Below are 16662 nucleotides of genomic sequence, written 5' to 3' on the forward strand. Positions count from 1 at the left end.
ATTTTTTACAAAGCATCAATTCAACAATAAGTGACATATTTCTTTTTATATTCTCTTGATTCGTAAAGGGAATGGAAGAAAAGGAAGTTGGCGATATTTGTTATTCACATGTGGATAAGTTAAAATGAATGTTACAGAATATGGATTAATAGCATGTGGATAACCCTTGGAAGGAAGGAGTATCTACTTTTTTTCATGAATATACTGTGGTATTGTAGTAATTTAGGGATTCGACGATTTTATTATCTGAAAAAAATAGAACCATCAATATATAAGAGGTGAAAGCATGGAATTCGATACAATCACCGCTATCTCTACTCCCTTGGGGGAAGGGGCAATCGCCATCGTTAGAATCAGCGGTGATGAGGCCATAGAAATAGCCGATAGGATCTTTAAAGGACCAGGTGGCAAAGGATTGCTTGAAGTGAAATCACATACGATTCATTATGGCCACCTTATCCAGCCTAAAACAGGTGAAATCATAGAGGAAGTCATGGTTTCGGTCATGATGGGTCCAAAGACATTTACAAGAGAAGATGTAGTTGAAATAAATTGTCACGGTGGAATCGTTTCGGTCAATCGGGTATTGCAGCTTATTCTCTCACAAGGTGCTCGTTTAGCGGAACCTGGTGAATTTACGAAACGGGCATTTTTGAACGGCAGGATCGATCTTTCTCAAGCTGAGGCCGTTATGGATTTAATCCGTGCTAAAACGGATAAAGCCATGAATGTTGCATTAGGTCAAATGGAAGGCCGGCTTTCGAAATTAATCCAAAATCTGCGTCAGGAAATTTTACAGACCCTCGCTCAAGTCGAGGTAAATATAGATTATCCGGAATATGATGATGTCGAAGAAATGACGCATCGTTTATTTTTGGAAAAGGGAAGTTATGTGAAGGATGAAATAGAGAAACTGCTTCACACGGCCCAACAGGGGAAAATACTTCGGGATGGGCTTGCGACTGTTATCATAGGGCGCCCTAATGTCGGAAAATCTTCTTTGCTTAACAGCTTAGTTCATGAAAATAAAGCGATCGTCACTGATATTCCAGGTACAACACGTGACGTAATTGAAGAGTATGTCAATGTTCGCGGTGTACCGCTTAAACTTGTCGATACAGCAGGAATTCGCGAAACGGAAGATATCGTTGAGCGAATTGGAGTTGAACGGTCTCGTGCAGTATTAAAAGAGGCTGATTTAATTTTGCTTGTATTGAACTATTCCGATGATTTCACTACTGAAGATGAGAAACTATTTCAAGCTGTTGAGGGAATGGATGTTATCGTTATCATCAATAAAACCGACCTTCCACAAAAAATCGATATGGTAAGGGTTAAGGAAAAGGCGGCATCCCATAAAATTGTTTCCACTTCATTATTGGAGGATCGAGGGGTCGATGAATTGGAAGAAGCCATCTCTTCTTTATTTTTCGAGGGTTCTTTAGAAACGGGAGACCTGACCTATGTTTCCAATGCCAGGCATATAGCTTTGCTGGGACAGGCATTACAGTCTATCGAAGACGCAATCGAAGCTATTGAAATGGGTACGCCGGTTGATTTGGTTCAAATCGATTTCACGAAAGCATGGGAGCTCCTTGGAGAAATCATTGGCGAAAGCGTTCAGGATAATTTAATCAACCAATTGTTCTCTCAATTTTGTTTAGGAAAATAAGCGTAAAAGGAGGAAAAGATTATGCAATACGAAGCAGGTAACTATGATGTCATTGTTATTGGTGCCGGTCATGCTGGCAGTGAGGCAGGCCTTGCAGCTGCAAGAGTCGGAGCTAAAACGTTGATGATCACCATTAACTTGGATATGGTCGCCTTTATGCCATGCAATCCCTCCGTTGGCGGGCCGGCAAAAGGGATAGTCGTTAGGGAAATTGACGCTCTAGGCGGTGAAATGGGAAAAAATATCGACAAGACCCATATTCAAATGAGGATGCTCAATACGGCTAAAGGCCCGGCTGTTCGTGCGTTGCGGGCGCAGGCAGATAAATTTCTCTATCAACAAGAAATGAAAAAGACGATAGAAGACCAAGAAAATTTGACATTGATTCAAGGAATGGTAGAGGAATTAATTGTTGAAAACGATGTATGTACGGGTGTAATCACTAAAACAGGCGCGGTGTACCGTGCGAAAACTGTCGTAATTACGACGGGAACATATTTACGCGGTGAAATCATTTTAGGGGAACTGAAATATTCAAGCGGCCCTAATAATCAGCAGCCTTCCATCAGGCTTTCTGAACATTTAGAGCAGTTAGGATTTGATTTGGTCCGTTTTAAAACAGGAACGCCGCCACGTGTGAATAGTTCTTCCATAGATTACAGCAAAACGGAAATTCAGCCTGGCGATGAAGTGCCACGTGCATTTTCTTATGAAACAACAAAGTTCATAACGGATCAATTGCCATGCTGGTTAACGTACACGAATGAGGGGACACATCAACTCATTGACGAGAATCTACACCGTTCACCAATGTATTCTGGAATGATAAAAGGAACTGGTCCGCGTTATTGTCCATCGATAGAAGATAAAGTCGTCCGTTTTAATGATAAACCACGGCATCAAATCTTCCTGGAACCTGAAGGTCGCAATACAAAGGAAGTTTATGTGCAAGGTTTATCCACCAGTCTGCCTGAAGATGTACAAGTGAAGATCCTGCAAACAATTCCAGGACTTGAAAAGGCGGAAATGATGCGTGCTGGATATGCAATTGAATATGATGCTATCGTTCCTACACAGCTATGGCCTACACTTGAAACGAAGAAAATCAAAAATCTTTATACTGCTGGCCAAATTAACGGGACATCCGGCTACGAGGAAGCAGCAGGACAAGGATTGATGGCCGGTATTAATGCAGGATTGAATGCAATGGGTAAAGAAGAACTGATTTTAAGCCGTTCGGATGCCTATATTGGTGTTCTCATTGATGACCTTGTAACGAAAGGCACGAATGAACCATACCGATTGCTGACTTCACGTGCAGAATATCGTTTATTATTGCGTCATGATAATGCCGATTTACGCTTAACGGAAATAGGATTCAATATTGGAATGATCAAAGAAGAACGCTACAATCGTTTCCTTATGAAAAAAGAAGCGGTTGAAATGGAAAAGGAACGACTAAAATCAAACTTCATCAAACCGACCAAAGAAGTACAAGAGGTCATTACTGCAAGTGGCGGCAGTGAGTTAAAGGATGGAATCCGTGCCTCCGATTTATTGAAACGGCCTGAAATGGATTATTCCCATATTCAAAGGTTGGCGCCAAGTGATGTCGAACTGAGCGATGAAGTGACGGAACAGGTCGAAATCCAGATCAAGTATGAAGGATATATCGAAAAATCTTTGCAGCAAGTCGATCGCCTGAAAAAAATGGAGAATAAAAAGATTCCAGAGAATATCGATTATGATGCAATTTCTGGTCTTGCAACGGAAGCACGTCAAAAGTTAAAGCAGGTCCACCCGCTATCAGTAGCTCAGGCTTCAAGAATTTCCGGTGTGAATCCCGCTGATGTTTCCATTTTGCTTGTTTATTTGGAACAAGGTAAGATTGCCAGAGTATCTCAGTAATGGAAATACCCGAAAAGGATTGAAGAAAACATGAATATTGAACAGTTCCAACAAGCACTGCTGGAGAAAGGGATCAAGCTTTCTCCTCAACAGCTTGATCAGTTTGACACTTATTATCGATTATTGGTGGAATGGAACGAAAAGATGAACTTAACAGCCATCACTGATAAAGAAGAAGTTTATCTTAAGCATTTTTATGATTCAATCAGTGCAGCCTTTTATTTTGACTTTAACAAAACGTATCGAATTTGCGATGTTGGGGCTGGAGCTGGATTTCCGAGTATTCCATTGAAGATTTGTTTCCCTGATATCCACGTCTCGATTGTGGATTCCTTAAATAAGCGAATTTCTTTTTTGAATCACCTTGCGGATTCCTTGCAATTAAAGGGAGTTTCCTTCTATCATGACCGGGCGGAAACCTTCGCCCAAAAACAGGAGCATCGCGAATCCTATGATATTGTCATGGCAAGGGCCGTAGCCAGGATGTCGGTTTTAAGTGAACTATGTTTGCCGCTCGTTAAACTGGATGGGACGTTCATTGCCATGAAAGCGGCTAGTGCACAAGATGAAATGGACACAGGGAAGAAGGCGATTTTTACGTTAGGCGGAGAAATCGAAGAAATTCATCCTTTCACATTGCCAGAGGAAAATAGTGAAAGAAACATCATTACTGTAAAAAAAGTGAAGAAGACTCCTAAAAAATACCCGAGAAAACCAGGGACACCGAATAAGCAGCCTATAGAATAACCTCTGCACGATGAGTATGTTTTCATAGTTATCGTAGATGATTCAGATATATGGCTGGTACTTGCCCTTATTTTCTTTTACTATAAATGTATGACCTTATTTTTTTTCACTTAATACTGCATTTGCCAACAAGAAGGCATTTTCGGTACATGTTAAAACGTGTGCCCTGTGCTGGCTGATTCAGGGAAATAATCTACAGCAAGCCGGCCGATTTTTATAATAACTGGCCGTCTATTCCTCATTATTGCCTTGATGGCGCCAGTCGACATGTTTTTTACAGTGAGGGGCCATATGTATAACCATGTCGGGAAATGTATGCAGGACTTGTCCTTTAAATAGAGAATATGTTATTTGGGAGTTTTAAAAGGTGGTGTAGGAAGATGAAGCATCCTTTTTCGCGGTTCTTTGGGTTTGGCGAAAAGGAAGAAGAGCAACTAGAGATGGAGACACCTAGCAATAATAATGAAGAGATAAGAAAAATTTCCATTTCTGATATTGTGCCTAATCGATTTCAACCAAGGACCGTTTTTAATGACGATAAAATTGCTGAATTGGCTCAAACGATTCATACACATGGGATCATTCAACCGATTGTAGTAAGGGCTTATGGTCAGGGAAAATATGAAATCATTGCAGGTGAGCGTCGTTTCCGTGCCATGCAAAAGCTTGGCTGGGAATTGGCACCTGCTATAATCAAAGATTTCACCGATACAGAAACGGCTTCCGTTGCGCTGATAGAAAACCTTCAGCGTGAAGAACTGACACCGATTGAAGAAGCTTTGGCTTACGGAAAACTATTGGAGCTGCATAGTTTAACCCAAGAAGCTCTGGCACAAAGACTGGGAATAGGCCAATCTACCGTGGCGAATAAGCTTCGGCTGCTTAAGCTGCCACAAGAGGTTCAGGATGCACTTCTTCAAAAGCAAATTACGGAACGCCATGCCCGCTCGTTGATACCGTTAAAGAGTCCTGAAAAGCAGCTTAAACTGCTTATGGAAATCATCGAAAAAGGGTTAAACGTCAAGCAGACCGAAGAGCAGGTCGTCAAGCTCTTAACGGGTACTGTGCAGAAGCCGAAACCTAAGCGAAAAGCGTTTAGTAAAGACATGAGGATTGCCGTGAATACCATACGCCAATCACTCAGTATGGTTACAGACAATGGAATAAATTTGGATGCAGAGGAAGAAGAATTCGAGGAGTATTATCAGTTCACGATTAAAATACCCAAGAAAAAATCTTGATTCCCTATCCTTAGCCCGCTTGGTAGTCTCCGATTACCAAGCTTTTTTTATTTACTCTCCAAAACTAGTATTTCCACCCTGAAAACATTCAACTTTTCCCGAACTTTTAATGCTTTTAGATATATTCCAAATTTTAAGAGGAATTAAAGAAAACGATTTCTTCCAGTAACATTCATGATAAAATAGAAAGAAATAAATGGATTTACGGTAAAAACCAATCGATATAGCGTGATGAAGATAGTTGAAAGCAGGTGAATTCGTGGGTAAGATTCTCGCCATTGCCAATCAAAAGGGCGGTGTTGGAAAAACGACAACTTCTGTCAGTCTAAGTGCCTGTCTTGCATACATAGGACAGAAAGTCTTAATGGTCGATATTGACCCGCAGGGAAATGCGACAAGCGGTGCAGGTATTGACAAAGCAGATGTGGAACAATGTATTTATGATGTATTGGTTGATGATGTCGAGGCCAGTACCGTTATCATGGAAACAAAGGTAGAAAACCTATATGCTATACCTGCGACTATTCAACTTGCAGGTGCAGAAATTGAACTTGTTCCAACCATCTCAAGGGAAGTCCGATTAAAAAGGGCGTTAGAAGATGTACAAAGCCAATATGATTACATTGTGATTGACTGTCCTCCATCATTGGGTTTACTTACGCTTAATGCCTTAACTGCCGCTGATGCAGTTTTGATTCCGGTACAATGTGAATATTATGCATTGGAGGGTTTGAGTCAACTATTGAATACGGTCCGCCTCGTCCAAAAGCATTTGAACCATGATTTGAAAATCGAGGGTGTGTTATTGACGATGCTGGATGCAAGAACAAATTTAGGTCTCCAGGTCATAGAAGAAGTCAAAAAATACTTTCAGGATAAAGTCTATCAAACCATCATTCCCCGCAATGTCCGTTTGAGTGAAGCACCGAGCCATGGAGAACCGATAATTATATATGATCCAAAGTCACGAGGAGCGGAGGTCTATCTAGAACTGGCAAAGGAAGTGGTATCAAATGGCTAAAGGGCTTGGCAAAGGACTTAACGCACTTTTCAACAGTGGAGAAATCAGTAAAGATGAAATCGTGTGCGAAATCAAATTAAGGGAATTAAGGCCAAATCCTTATCAGCCCCGAAAGAGCTTTAGGCTTGAAGCTATAGAGGAATTAAAGCAATCTATCATGGAACACGGGATATTACAGCCGATTATTGCCCGGAAAAGTATTAAGGGATATGAAATCGTGGCTGGGGAAAGGCGTTATCGTGCTGCCAAGGAAGCTGGTTTGAAGACAGTTCCTGTCGTTGTTAGGGAATTGAGTGAACAGCAGATGATGGAACTGGCGATTTTGGAAAACCTGCAACGGGAAGATTTGAATCCGATCGAGGAGGCTACCGCGTATCAAACGCTTCTTGAAAAATTGGAATTTACCCAGGAGCAGTTGGCCAATCGGCTGGGTAAAAGTCGACCCCATATAGCAAACCATGTTAGATTACTATCTTTGCCTGAAGGGATTAGGAGATATATCTCTGACGGGGAAATTTCCATGGGGCATGGCCGGGCATTGCTAGGTTTAAAGAAAAAAGAGCTGCTTAAGCCGGTAGTGGATAAAATCCTCAAAGAGGGTATGAATGTCAGACAGCTAGAGCAATATATACATCAATTGAATGATACCGTTTCACGTGAAACCAAATCCAAGAAACAAGATAAAAAAGATATATTCATAAAGCAACGGGAGACAAGTCTGCGTGAAAGACTAGGAACGAGCGTAACGATAAAACAAAGCAAGAAAAAAGGAAAAATAGAAATAGAATTCTTTTCAAAAGAAGATTTAGAGAGAATTTTGAACTTGATCGATCAAGAGAACCTTTCCTCTTAGAGATCCCCTTTATGAAAAGACTGTGACGACTTATGCAGAAAATTAGGTGGATGAGATGGTATTATTAGGGGCTTTGGTGAATGGTGCCTGCATTTTAATCGGTTCGATCTTAGGAAGGTTTTTACAACATATACCTGAAAAGATAAAAGAAACGGTCATGAGCGGTATCGGTTTAGCCGTCATGGTCTTAGGTTTGCAGATGGGGTTTAAAAGCGATAATTTCCTTGTTGTCATTTTAAGTATTGTCGGAGGGGCTGTCCTAGGTGAATGGATGAATCTTGAGGGTAGGCTTAATTCTTTAGGTAATTGGATTGAACGCAGGATGAAAGCGAAGGAAGGAACTTCGATATCTCAGGGATTTGTAACGGCTACGCTCATATTTGGGATTGGGGCGATGGCCATTATCGGTGCCCTGGATAGCGGTATCCGGAATGATCATGACGTTTTGATAACAAAAGCGATCATCGATGGATTTACAGCACTGGTTCTCGCCAGCACGCTTGGCATAGGTGTACTTTTTTCAGCATTTCCGATCATTCTTTATGAGGGATTCATAGCGATTTTTTCAATGCAGATCAATACGATGATCCCAACTGCTTTAATGGATTCCTTCATATTGGAAATGACGGCAACTGGGGGAGTCATGATTTTGGCAATTGGATTGAATATTATCGGTGTCACCAAAATAAGGGTGGCGAATCTGCTTCCAGGCATAATGATCACCGCCATTCTGGTTACTTTCATGTATTATGTATAAAAAAGAAGGAAGGGGATGACCCCTTCCTTCTTTTTTGATTAGCAAAAAACGATCAAAGGGTTTTTTCTTGCTTGAATGACCATGTGAAAGGAGTGATGGAAGGTTTTATTGGATAATGATTTTGTGCTTCATAAATCCCCTCGGCAATGGTTTTGGCCATTTTTAACACAAGATTAAGACGTGTGTTCTGCAAGACCATGAACTCCATGAATCCACTTACATTCACGATTCCTGTAATATGGGCATTTCCAACGGAAGGAAGATCTTTATTGACCCCAGCACCTGGCTTCACTGGTCCCTGGCCGATTTGAACAATGCCGACACTTTTCATTTTCCCTAAGCAAGCATCGATTCCGACTATAAAGGGATTGGCATGAATCTTTTTAATTTCATTTAATTTTTCCTGTAAATTCATCGCATGTATAGGATCATCCAGAGTACCATAAACATGGAATGAAGAAGAACTGTTTTCAGTTTTCTCACTAAGCAGAGTGCCGACAAGTGGTCCGAGTGAATCGCCTGTGGAACGGTCTGTGCCTATACAGACGATGACGATTGGTTGAAGCTTTCCGGTTGGTAGGAGGTTGATTAATTCCTGGGAAATTTGTTTGGATGCATCCGTATCTTCATGCAGGATGCGACTCAATCTATTTTTATTATTATTAAATAGACTAGAATTCAGATTCATCGGCTCAACTCCTTTACTTTATTTGGTATTACAGTATACGGATAAAAAGGGGAAAATATACGGTATTTAACATTTTGGATGAGGGAATTTTTTGTAGAACATGCAAACAGGTGAAGGGGATATGAATCGACGTTCTTCCTCTACCAATTGCTTTCATTTATACTTTCTAGTAAATAATTACTTGAATATTTAGGGAAAAACTTCTAATTCTTTTACCTATATACCCATATTTTTTTTGTACAGAAACCATTATTTATTGATAAAATAGAGAAAATCTCTCTAATTCATGGTTATCTCAATGCATGAAGGGTAGAGGAATACGTCTATATGGGAAAAAATCATATGGAAGATATAAAAGTTTTGCAGTTATTTGCATTAGGCAGGAGGAAAATATGGATCGCATTTATGATAACGTTACAAAAGAGATATTGGACGAAAAGATATGGTTGCTGATGGGCGAGGGCATTATTAAAATCTTCCTTGTTCTGTTGTTATCGCGTATTATTATTAGAATAGGAAAGACGGTTATAAGTAAATTTTTCGCGGTTCGCTTAAGAAGCCCCATTCGTGTTTCAGAGCGTAGAGAAACGACACTCATTAAGTTGTTGGAAAATATTGTAACTTACGTTATCAATTTCATTGCCTTGATAATGATTCTTGAAATTTTCTCATTCGATGTTAAGGCCTTGCTGGCGGGAGCTGGTATTCTTGGTTTGGCAGTTGGGTTTGGTGCTCAAAGTCTGGTCAAGGATATAATTACAGGATTTTTCGTTATTTTTGAAGATCATTTCTCGGTTGGGGATTATATTAAAATCAATACTTTTGAAGGGGAAGTCATTGAAATCGGGCTTCGTACTACGAAAATTAAAAGTGGTGCAGGTGAATTGCACTTCATACCTAACGGCAGCATCATCCAGGTTACGAATTATTCCATTTTAAATAGTATGGCTGTCGTTGATGTGACCATACCTAACGATGGATCGGTCGAGCGTGCTGAGAAGGTGCTGATTGATCTTTTAAACAGTATGGAAGGTAAATACGAAGCCCTGGTCAGAGCACCTGAATTTTTGGGAATTGAAAAAATCAGTCCTGAAGAAATCGTCTTTCGGATTAAAGCGGAAACAAAGCCGATGCATCACATTGAAATCAGCAGGATATTAAAAAAAGAAATAAGTGCTGCGCTTGATTCAAGTGGGATTAAATCTACGTACAATGGCAGCGAGTCATAGGAATTAGGGGGCTCATGGATATGGAAGAAAAGGAATTTGCACTTAAGGATATTGTGGAAATGAAGAAACCACATCCCTGTGGAGTGAATAAGTGGAGAATTATACGGCTCGGTATGGATATCCGGATAAAATGTGAAGGGTGCGGTCATAGCGTGATGCTGCCCCGACGTGAATTCGCGAAGAAAATGAAAAAAGTTCTGCAAAAGCATGAGGAATGATCATGCTTTTTTTTTGGAGTGAAAGTAGTTCTGTCATCTCAATGATTTACTTGTCTTTTTAGGAAGCGAAATCTATAATTGGGAAAGGTTTAGGTAATTGGATGGTCTTTATAGAAGATCAGTTCTTTTCCATATGTACGAATTATCTTGAAGGAGTGAAATATAAATGGCTTTAACAGCTGGTATAGTCGGTTTGCCTAACGTAGGTAAATCCACTTTATTTAATGCAATTACTCAGGCAGGTGCGGAATCTGCCAACTATCCTTTCTGTACGATCGACCCAAATGTCGGGATTGTGGAAGTGCCAGATCACCGTCTGCAAAAATTGACTGAATTGGTAAAACCGAAGAAGACGGTTCCGACAGCATTTGAGTTCACGGATATCGCCGGGATTGTAAAAGGAGCAAGTAAAGGAGAAGGATTGGGTAATAAATTCCTTTCCCATATCCGTCAAGTGGATGCAATTTGTCAAGTCGTCCGTTGTTTTGCTGATGATAATATTACCCATGTATCCGGGAAAGTGAATCCGATTGATGATATCGAAGTCATCAATCTTGAATTGATCCTTGCCGATTTGGAATCGGTTGATAAACGCATCGACCGTGTCGGAAAAATGGCCAAGCAAAAAGATAAGGGCGCATTGGCTGAACACGAAATTCTAGTCGCTTTGAAAGCGGCATTGGAAGCAGAAAAACCAGCCCGTTCCGTTGAGTTCACTGAAGAACAGCAAAAAATCGTCAAAGGCATGCATTTGCTTACTGCGAAGCCGACGCTTTATGTAGCGAATGTTAGCGAAGATGAAGTGGCTAATGCCGACGATAACGAATATGTGCAACAAGTGCGTGATTATGCTGCGAATGAAAACGCGGAAGTAATCGTGATTTGTGCCAAAATCGAAGAAGAAATTGCCGAGCTTGAAGGTGAAGAAAAGGAAATGTTCTTATCTGAACTTGGTATCGAGGAGTCAGGTCTTGACCAATTGATCCGTGCTTCTTATAACTTGCTCGGATTGGCCACATACTTTACCGCTGGTGTTCAGGAAGTGCGTGCTTGGACATTCCGTAAAGGCATGAAGGCCCCTCAATGTGCTGGCGTCATCCACACGGATTTCGAACGTGGCTTCATTCGTGCTGAAACTGTTTCTTATACCGATTTGCTTGAAGCGGGTAGTCATGGTGCTGCAAAAGAAGCTGGAAAAGTTCGTTTGGAAGGAAAAGAATACATCGTTAACGATGGCGATGTCATCCATTTCCGTTTTAACGTATAAGAATGAATGGCCCTACAGTTCGATATGTAGGGTCTTTTCTTTATTCATTCCATTTCAATTAATTGTAATAAGTCGAAGCGTTCGTTGCAAAGCCTCTTTAACTATGCTATAATTTTATCTTGTGAGTAATTATAAATAATTGCTCCTTGCCCAATTGGGCCGCTTAGACCAAAAGGAGGTGACAGTGATGAGAAAATACGAAATTATGTATATCATCCGTCCAAACATTGAGGAAGAAGCTAAAAAAGCTTTAGTTGAACGTTTCAACACAATCCTTTCTGATAATGGTGCGGAAGTAGAAGCAAAAGAATGGGGTAAACGCCGTCTTGCATACGAAATCAATGATTTCCGTGATGGTTACTACATGCTTCTTAAAGTTAACGCTGAAAGTGCTGCGATTCAAGAATTCGATCGTCTTGCTAAAATCAGTGAAGACATTATTCGCCACATGGCTACTAGAGAAGAAGTATAATTCGATATTTAATATAAATTCTAATCTTGTTTCATAGAAACAAGCTTGAAACCTAGGGGTTGATTCTGATGATGAATCGCGTAGTTTTGGTAGGACGCTTAACTAAAGATCCTGAATTACGATATACACCTAATGGAGTTCCCGTAGCTACCTTTACTTTAGCTGTGAACCGTGGTTTTACGAATCAGCAGGGTGAACGTGAAGCGGATTTCATTAACTGTGTAGTTTGGCGTAAACCGGCAGAAAATGTAGCTAACTTCTTGAAAAAGGGCAGTTTGGCTGGCGTGGATGGACGTGTCCAAACACGTAATTATGAAGGACAAGACGGCAAACGCGTATATGTGACGGAGATTCTGGCTGAGAGCGTTCAATTCCTTGAACCACGAAGCAGTTCAGCGGGTGAAAGAAATGAAGGCGGTTCTTACGGTGGCGGTCAAAAAAGTTATGGCAATAATAACGGAAATGACAACAACTCGTATGGACAAAATCCTAATCAGAATCAACGGAGCAATAACAACTACACTCGTGTAGATGATGATCCATTTGCAAATGACGGTAAGACCATCGACATTTCAGATGACGATCTTCCATTTTAAGCAGCCGTTTAAAATGAAAATTCAAAATGCAGGGAGGGAAAATTATTATGGCAATGGGTGGACGTAAAGGACGCGGTAAGCGTAAAAAGGTTTGTTATTTCACATCTAACGGAATCACTAAAATTGATTACAAAGATACAGATCTTCTAAAAAAATTCGTCTCAGAACGCGGTAAAATCTTACCACGTCGTGTAACTGGCACAAGCGCTAAATATCAACGTAAATTAACGATTGCTATCAAACGCTCACGTACTATGGCATTACTACCATACGTATCTGGTGAATAATAAAAAGGCACATTGAGGAGTTATCCTTAATGTGCTTTTTTTTACTTGTCCCTTATCCATGAAAACCGCTGAATTGCGGTTTTTTAAATTTAAAAAGGAAGTTATCCAAGCGTTTTCCTTAGAAAAAATAATCATATCCTAAAAAAGAATGTGATGTTTGAAATATCCTGGCCGTAACGGATACAATATAAAGATGGAGAAAAGACATTAAAAATAACAGGGGGTGAAAAAGGATGAATAGCGGGAGACGAATTGCCGAGGGCGGAGCCCTTCTGGCACTATATTGCATTTTATTGTTCATCACCATCCAAGTCCCACTATTGGGTATTTTCACTACTTTCTTTTTACCCATTCCATTCATACTGGTCACAATCAAACAAAAGTTATCGTGGAGCCTTGGTTACTTATTTGTAGCTTCTTTATTGTCAATCCTTATCGGGACGATATTGTCTGTTCCGCTGACCTTGCTCATGGGGGCAACGGGAATTGCGATCGGCTATTTTTTAAAAAAGGACAAACCGATGGCACCTATGTTCATAAGTGCAGTCCTTGTCTTCCTTGGAGGCATTTTATTAATATATGCAGCTTCCGTATTGATAACGGATGTTAATTACATAGAAGAATCGATGAACATTCTTGAGGGGTCCATTGAAAATACAATCGGCATCATGGATTCTTTTGGACAGGCACCGACGGAACAAGTCAAAAAGCGGATGTATGAATCAATCGATATGATGAACACGCTTATGCCAAGTTTGTTCGTCTTGATGTCCGTCATCATGGTTTTATTGATTTTCTTTGCGGCGCACCCCATTGTGAAGAGATTCAGTGATAAGGCGTTAAAATGGCCCCATTTTCGAGATCTGCGACTCCCGAAAAGCCTTTTATGGTATTATTTAATTACGATGCTTCTTGCTCTTTTTGTGAATACGGACAAGAACAGTTTTGTATATATGGCCATAACGAACCTATTTTTCATACTGCAGTTTTTCATTTTATTACAAGGATATTCGCTGATATTCTATATCGCTCATGTTAAGTCATGGGTTAAGGCCATACCTGTTTTAATCGTGGTTTTTTCTTTGCTTCTGCCGATTCCGATTATTACGACGGCCGTCCGATTTTTAGGTATAATAGATTTAGGCTTTCCTTTTAGGGAGACAATCAAGAAAAAGGAATAGAAGACTTTTTTGTAAAACAGATGCTTTTAGGAGCTGAAACTATGCCATCTTATTTGAAAGAATACTCGATTAAGTCCCCCTTATATGGGGTGCTGGCCGCGGTCGTTTTACTTTTGGGCGTACTGGCTTATTATAATTGGGTTATTGCACTTGTTGGACTATTGATTCTTGCTGGTTTATTTTATTTAACATTAAGAATGGTAGAAAAAAAGCAACGAAAGACAGAAGAGTATATAACGACTTTATCCTACCGTTTAAAGAAGGTAGGCGAGGAAGCGTTATTGGAAATGCCGATTGGGATCATGCTTTTTAATGAGGATTATTACATTGAATGGACCAATCCATTCCTGGCATCTTGTTTTAGTGAAGACTCCTTGGCAGGAAGATCGCTATACGATGTTGCGGACTCGATAGTACCGTTAATCAAGCAAGAGATCGAGACAGAGACGCTTACGCTCCATGATCGGAAATTCAAGGTGGTCCATAAGCGTGAGGAAAGGCTTCTTTACTTTTTTGATGTGACGGAGCAAGTGGAAATTGAGAAATTATATGAAGATGAGCGAACGGCAATTGCGATCATTCTTCTTGATAACTATGATGATTTGACACAGGGTATGGATGATCAGCGTAAAAGCAGCATTAACAGCTTGGTTACCTCACTTCTTGATAAATGGGCAAGGGATAATGGCGTTTTCTTTAAACGGGTTTCCTCGGAACGATTCATCGCTGTTTTTAATGAGCATATCCTTCAGCAGCTTGAAAAGGGGAAATTCTCGATTTTGGATGAAATCAGGGAAACGACGGCCAAGCAAAATGTACCATTGACCCTGAGCATCGGTGTCGGCTCAGCCGTGTCATCCTTGCCGGAACTAGGTACGCTTGCACAGTCCAGCTTGGATCTCGCTTTAGGACGTGGCGGTGACCAGGTAGCCATAAAGCAAGCGAATGGAAAAGTGAAATTCTATGGCGGCAAAACGAATCCGATGGAAAAACGCACGAGGGTCCGTGCCCGTGTGATTTCCCATGCATTGAAGGATATAGTCCTTGATAGCGATAAAGTCATTGTCATGGGCCATAAAAACCCGGATATGGACGCAATCGGTTCAGCGATCGGCATCTTGAAAGTTGCCCAAATGAATGAACGTGAAGGCTATATTGTCATTAACACCCAGCAGCTCGATAGCAGTGTCCTTCGATTAATGGAAGAGATCAAAAATAAAGAAGAACTGTATGCCCGGTTCATAACACCTGATGATGCATTTGAAATGATTACGGATGAGACCTTGCTGGTTGTGGTCGATACACATAAACCTTCCATGGTAATTGAAGAGCGGTTATTGAATAGGATCGATAAGGTTGTAGTCATAGACCATCATCGCCGGGGTGAGGAGTTCATCAAGAACTCATTGCTCGTCTATATGGAGCCATATGCATCTTCAACAGCAGAACTTGTAACCGAACTGCTTGAATATCAGCCGAAACGCTCAAAGATTGATATGCTGGAGTCGACGGCGCTTCTTGCAGGTATCATTGTCGATACGAAAAGCTTCACCTTAAGAACAGGTTCACGTACTTTCGATGCAGCCTCTTATCTAAGGGCGCATGGAGCTGATACGGTACTTGTCCAGAAATTCTTAAAAGAAGACGTGGACACCTATATCAAACGTTCGAAGCTCATTGAAGAAGTCATCTTTTATAAAAAGGGAATTGCCATTGCCGCGGCAAAAACCGATCAGGTTCATAATCAGGTGCTCATTGCTCAGGCTGCGGATACCCTATTGACCATGGATGGCGTTGTCGCTTCCTTTGTAATGGCTAAGCGATCTGATGATACAGTTGGCATAAGTGCCCGTTCTCTTGGTGATATAAATGTACAGGTGATCATGGAAATGTTGAATGGAGGCGGACATTTAACAAATGCAGCCACTCAACAGGTATGCTCCATTGATGAAGCCGAAAGTCGATTAAAAACAGCTATTGATGAATATTTAGAAGGGGGACAAAAAGAATGAGAGTAATATTTCTTAAAGACGTTAAAGGTAAAGGGAAAAAAGGGGAAGTTAAAAATGTTGCTGATGGTTATGCACATAATTTCCTGCTTAAACAAGGATTGGCCGTTGAGGCAAATAATACAAATGTAAAAACATTGGAAGCTCAGAAAAATAAAGAAGAATCACTTGCAGCAGAAGAGCTGCAGCATGCTGAAGAATTGAAAGTGCAGCTGGAGAAATTAACGGTTGAACTATCTGCCAAAGCCGGTGAGGGCGGGCGTTTATTCGGTTCCATCACGACTAAACAAATTGCATCAGAGCTTCAGAAAAAACACGGTATCAAGGTTGATAAACGTAAAATGGAGCTTGCTGACGGCATCCGTTCTTTAGGGCATACAAAGCTTCCAGTCAAGCTTCATCCTGAAGTCACTGCGACACTGACTGTGCATGTGAAAGAAATTAACTAATTTTAGTTGTTTCATATCTGTGAAAAATTGATAAAATAGAGATAGACGAAAAATGTGATTGGGCATG

17 protein-coding genes are annotated in these 16662 nt (G+C 40.6%); 16 read left to right on the plus strand and 1 reads right to left on the minus strand.

What is annotated here, in order from left to right; genetic code table 11:
• Nucleotides 1-286: 286 nt before the first annotated feature.
• From mnmE to BS1321_RS12335, 7 genes are all read left to right on the plus strand, one after another.
• The gene (gene mnmE / locus BS1321_RS12305) at nt 287-1672 is read left to right on the plus strand and encodes a tRNA uridine-5-carboxymethylaminomethyl(34) synthesis GTPase MnmE (RefSeq protein WP_063234310.1); all 1386 of its coding nucleotides are present in this window, start codon (nt 287-289) and stop codon (nt 1670-1672) included.
• 21 nt (nt 1673-1693) lie between these two features.
• Nucleotides 1694-3580, plus strand: coding sequence for a tRNA uridine-5-carboxymethylaminomethyl(34) synthesis enzyme MnmG (gene mnmG, locus BS1321_RS12310; protein WP_063234309.1), 1887 nt, complete (start codon nt 1694-1696; stop codon nt 3578-3580).
• A 30-nt stretch (nt 3581-3610) separates the two neighbouring features.
• Entirely contained in the window at nt 3611-4327 is a 717-nt protein-coding gene (gene rsmG / locus BS1321_RS12315; RefSeq protein ID WP_063234308.1) for a 16S rRNA (guanine(527)-N(7))-methyltransferase RsmG, read from the plus strand.
• Nucleotides 4328-4707: 380 nt separating this feature from the next.
• A complete protein-coding gene (noc, locus tag BS1321_RS12320) occupies nt 4708-5568 on the plus strand; it encodes a nucleoid occlusion protein (RefSeq protein WP_063234307.1) in 861 nt (286 codons plus the stop codon).
• Between the two features lie 259 nt (nt 5569-5827).
• The gene (locus BS1321_RS12325; RefSeq protein WP_063234335.1) at nt 5828-6589 is read left to right on the plus strand and encodes a ParA family protein; all 762 of its coding nucleotides are present in this window, start codon (nt 5828-5830) and stop codon (nt 6587-6589) included.
• Entirely contained in the window at nt 6582-7442 is an 861-nt protein-coding gene (locus tag BS1321_RS12330) for a ParB/RepB/Spo0J family partition protein (RefSeq protein WP_063234306.1), read from the plus strand. The genes BS1321_RS12325 and BS1321_RS12330 overlap by 8 nt, the downstream gene beginning before the upstream one ends.
• Nucleotides 7443-7497: 55 nt before the next feature.
• Nucleotides 7498-8199: a DUF554 domain-containing protein gene (locus tag BS1321_RS12335; protein ID WP_063234305.1), complete on the plus strand. Its 702-nt coding sequence runs from the start codon at nt 7498-7500 to the stop codon at nt 8197-8199.
• Between the two features lie 52 nt (nt 8200-8251).
• Here the strand turns inward: BS1321_RS12335 and yyaC are convergent, their stop codons facing one another.
• On the minus strand, nt 8252-8887 hold the full coding sequence (yyaC, locus tag BS1321_RS12340) for a spore protease YyaC (protein WP_063234304.1): 636 nt from the start codon (nt 8885-8887) through the stop codon (nt 8252-8254).
• Nucleotides 8888-9279: 392 nt separating this feature from the next.
• Here yyaC and BS1321_RS12345 point away from each other — a divergent pair, with 392 nt between their 5' ends.
• The 9 genes from BS1321_RS12345 to rplI all read left to right on the plus strand — a co-directional run bounded on the left by BS1321_RS12345 (nt 9280) and on the right by rplI (nt 16595).
• A complete protein-coding gene (locus tag BS1321_RS12345) occupies nt 9280-10116 on the plus strand; it encodes a mechanosensitive ion channel family protein (RefSeq protein ID WP_063234303.1) in 837 nt (278 codons plus the stop codon).
• Between the two features lie 20 nt (nt 10117-10136).
• Nucleotides 10137-10334: a DUF951 domain-containing protein gene (locus BS1321_RS12350; protein WP_034316158.1), complete on the plus strand. Its 198-nt coding sequence runs from the start codon at nt 10137-10139 to the stop codon at nt 10332-10334.
• 166 nt (nt 10335-10500) lie between these two features.
• The gene (gene ychF / locus BS1321_RS12355; protein WP_063234302.1) at nt 10501-11601 is read left to right on the plus strand and encodes a redox-regulated ATPase YchF; all 1101 of its coding nucleotides are present in this window, start codon (nt 10501-10503) and stop codon (nt 11599-11601) included.
• A gap of 187 nt (nt 11602-11788) precedes the next feature.
• Complete coding sequence (rpsF, locus tag BS1321_RS12360) at nt 11789-12073, plus strand: 30S ribosomal protein S6 (RefSeq protein WP_034316153.1); 285 nt, start codon at nt 11789-11791, stop codon at nt 12071-12073.
• A 68-nt stretch (nt 12074-12141) separates the two neighbouring features.
• Nucleotides 12142-12669, plus strand: a complete 528-nt coding sequence (ssb, locus tag BS1321_RS12365) for a single-stranded DNA-binding protein (protein WP_057914129.1) — start codon at nt 12142-12144, stop codon at nt 12667-12669.
• 47 nt (nt 12670-12716) lie between these two features.
• Nucleotides 12717-12956, plus strand: coding sequence for a 30S ribosomal protein S18 (gene rpsR / locus BS1321_RS12370; protein WP_053348323.1), 240 nt, complete (start codon nt 12717-12719; stop codon nt 12954-12956).
• Nucleotides 12957-13189: 233 nt separating this feature from the next.
• Nucleotides 13190-14137: a YybS family protein gene (locus BS1321_RS12375; protein ID WP_063234301.1), complete on the plus strand. Its 948-nt coding sequence runs from the start codon at nt 13190-13192 to the stop codon at nt 14135-14137.
• A gap of 41 nt (nt 14138-14178) precedes the next feature.
• Nucleotides 14179-16149: a DHH family phosphoesterase gene (locus tag BS1321_RS12380; RefSeq protein WP_063234300.1), complete on the plus strand. Its 1971-nt coding sequence runs from the start codon at nt 14179-14181 to the stop codon at nt 16147-16149.
• Nucleotides 16146-16595 (plus strand): 50S ribosomal protein L9, encoded by a 450-nt coding sequence (gene rplI / locus BS1321_RS12385; RefSeq protein WP_063234299.1) that lies wholly within the window; start codon nt 16146-16148, stop codon nt 16593-16595. Before BS1321_RS12380 ends, rplI begins: the two co-directional genes overlap by 4 nt.
• The last annotated feature ends 67 nt before the right edge of the window (nt 16596-16662 follow it).

It is taken from the genome of Peribacillus simplex NBRC 15720 = DSM 1321 (genome assembly GCF_002243645.1).
GTDB classification, from domain to species: domain Bacteria; phylum Bacillota; class Bacilli; order Bacillales; family DSM-1321; genus Peribacillus; species Peribacillus simplex.

Bases quoted from the DNA above. Each gene is read 5' to 3' on its own strand.
- mnmE (WP_063234310.1), top strand. From the start codon at position 287: ATGGAATTCGATACAATCACCGCTATCTCTACTCCCTTGGGGGAAGGG.
- mnmG (WP_063234309.1), top strand. From the start codon at position 1,694: ATGCAATACGAAGCAGGTAACTATGATGTCATTGTTATTGGTGCCGGT.
- rsmG (WP_063234308.1), top strand. From the start codon at position 3,611: ATGAATATTGAACAGTTCCAACAAGCACTGCTGGAGAAAGGGATCAAG.
- noc (WP_063234307.1), top strand. From the start codon at position 4,708: ATGAAGCATCCTTTTTCGCGGTTCTTTGGGTTTGGCGAAAAGGAAGAA.
- BS1321_RS12330 (WP_063234306.1), top strand. From the start codon at position 6,582: ATGGCTAAAGGGCTTGGCAAAGGACTTAACGCACTTTTCAACAGTGGA.
- BS1321_RS12335 (WP_063234305.1), top strand. From the start codon at position 7,498: ATGGTATTATTAGGGGCTTTGGTGAATGGTGCCTGCATTTTAATCGGT.
- yyaC (WP_063234304.1), bottom strand. From the start codon at position 8,887: ATGAATCTGAATTCTAGTCTATTTAATAATAATAAAAATAGATTGAGT.
- BS1321_RS12345 (WP_063234303.1), top strand. From the start codon at position 9,280: ATGGATCGCATTTATGATAACGTTACAAAAGAGATATTGGACGAAAAG.
- BS1321_RS12350 (WP_034316158.1), top strand. From the start codon at position 10,137: ATGGAAGAAAAGGAATTTGCACTTAAGGATATTGTGGAAATGAAGAAA.
- ychF (WP_063234302.1), top strand. From the start codon at position 10,501: ATGGCTTTAACAGCTGGTATAGTCGGTTTGCCTAACGTAGGTAAATCC.
- rpsF (WP_034316153.1), top strand. From the start codon at position 11,789: ATGAGAAAATACGAAATTATGTATATCATCCGTCCAAACATTGAGGAA.
- ssb (WP_057914129.1), top strand. From the start codon at position 12,142: ATGATGAATCGCGTAGTTTTGGTAGGACGCTTAACTAAAGATCCTGAA.
- rpsR (WP_053348323.1), top strand. From the start codon at position 12,717: ATGGCAATGGGTGGACGTAAAGGACGCGGTAAGCGTAAAAAGGTTTGT.
- BS1321_RS12375 (WP_063234301.1), top strand. From the start codon at position 13,190: ATGAATAGCGGGAGACGAATTGCCGAGGGCGGAGCCCTTCTGGCACTA.
- BS1321_RS12380 (WP_063234300.1), top strand. From the start codon at position 14,179: ATGCCATCTTATTTGAAAGAATACTCGATTAAGTCCCCCTTATATGGG.
- rplI (WP_063234299.1), top strand. From the start codon at position 16,146: ATGAGAGTAATATTTCTTAAAGACGTTAAAGGTAAAGGGAAAAAAGGG.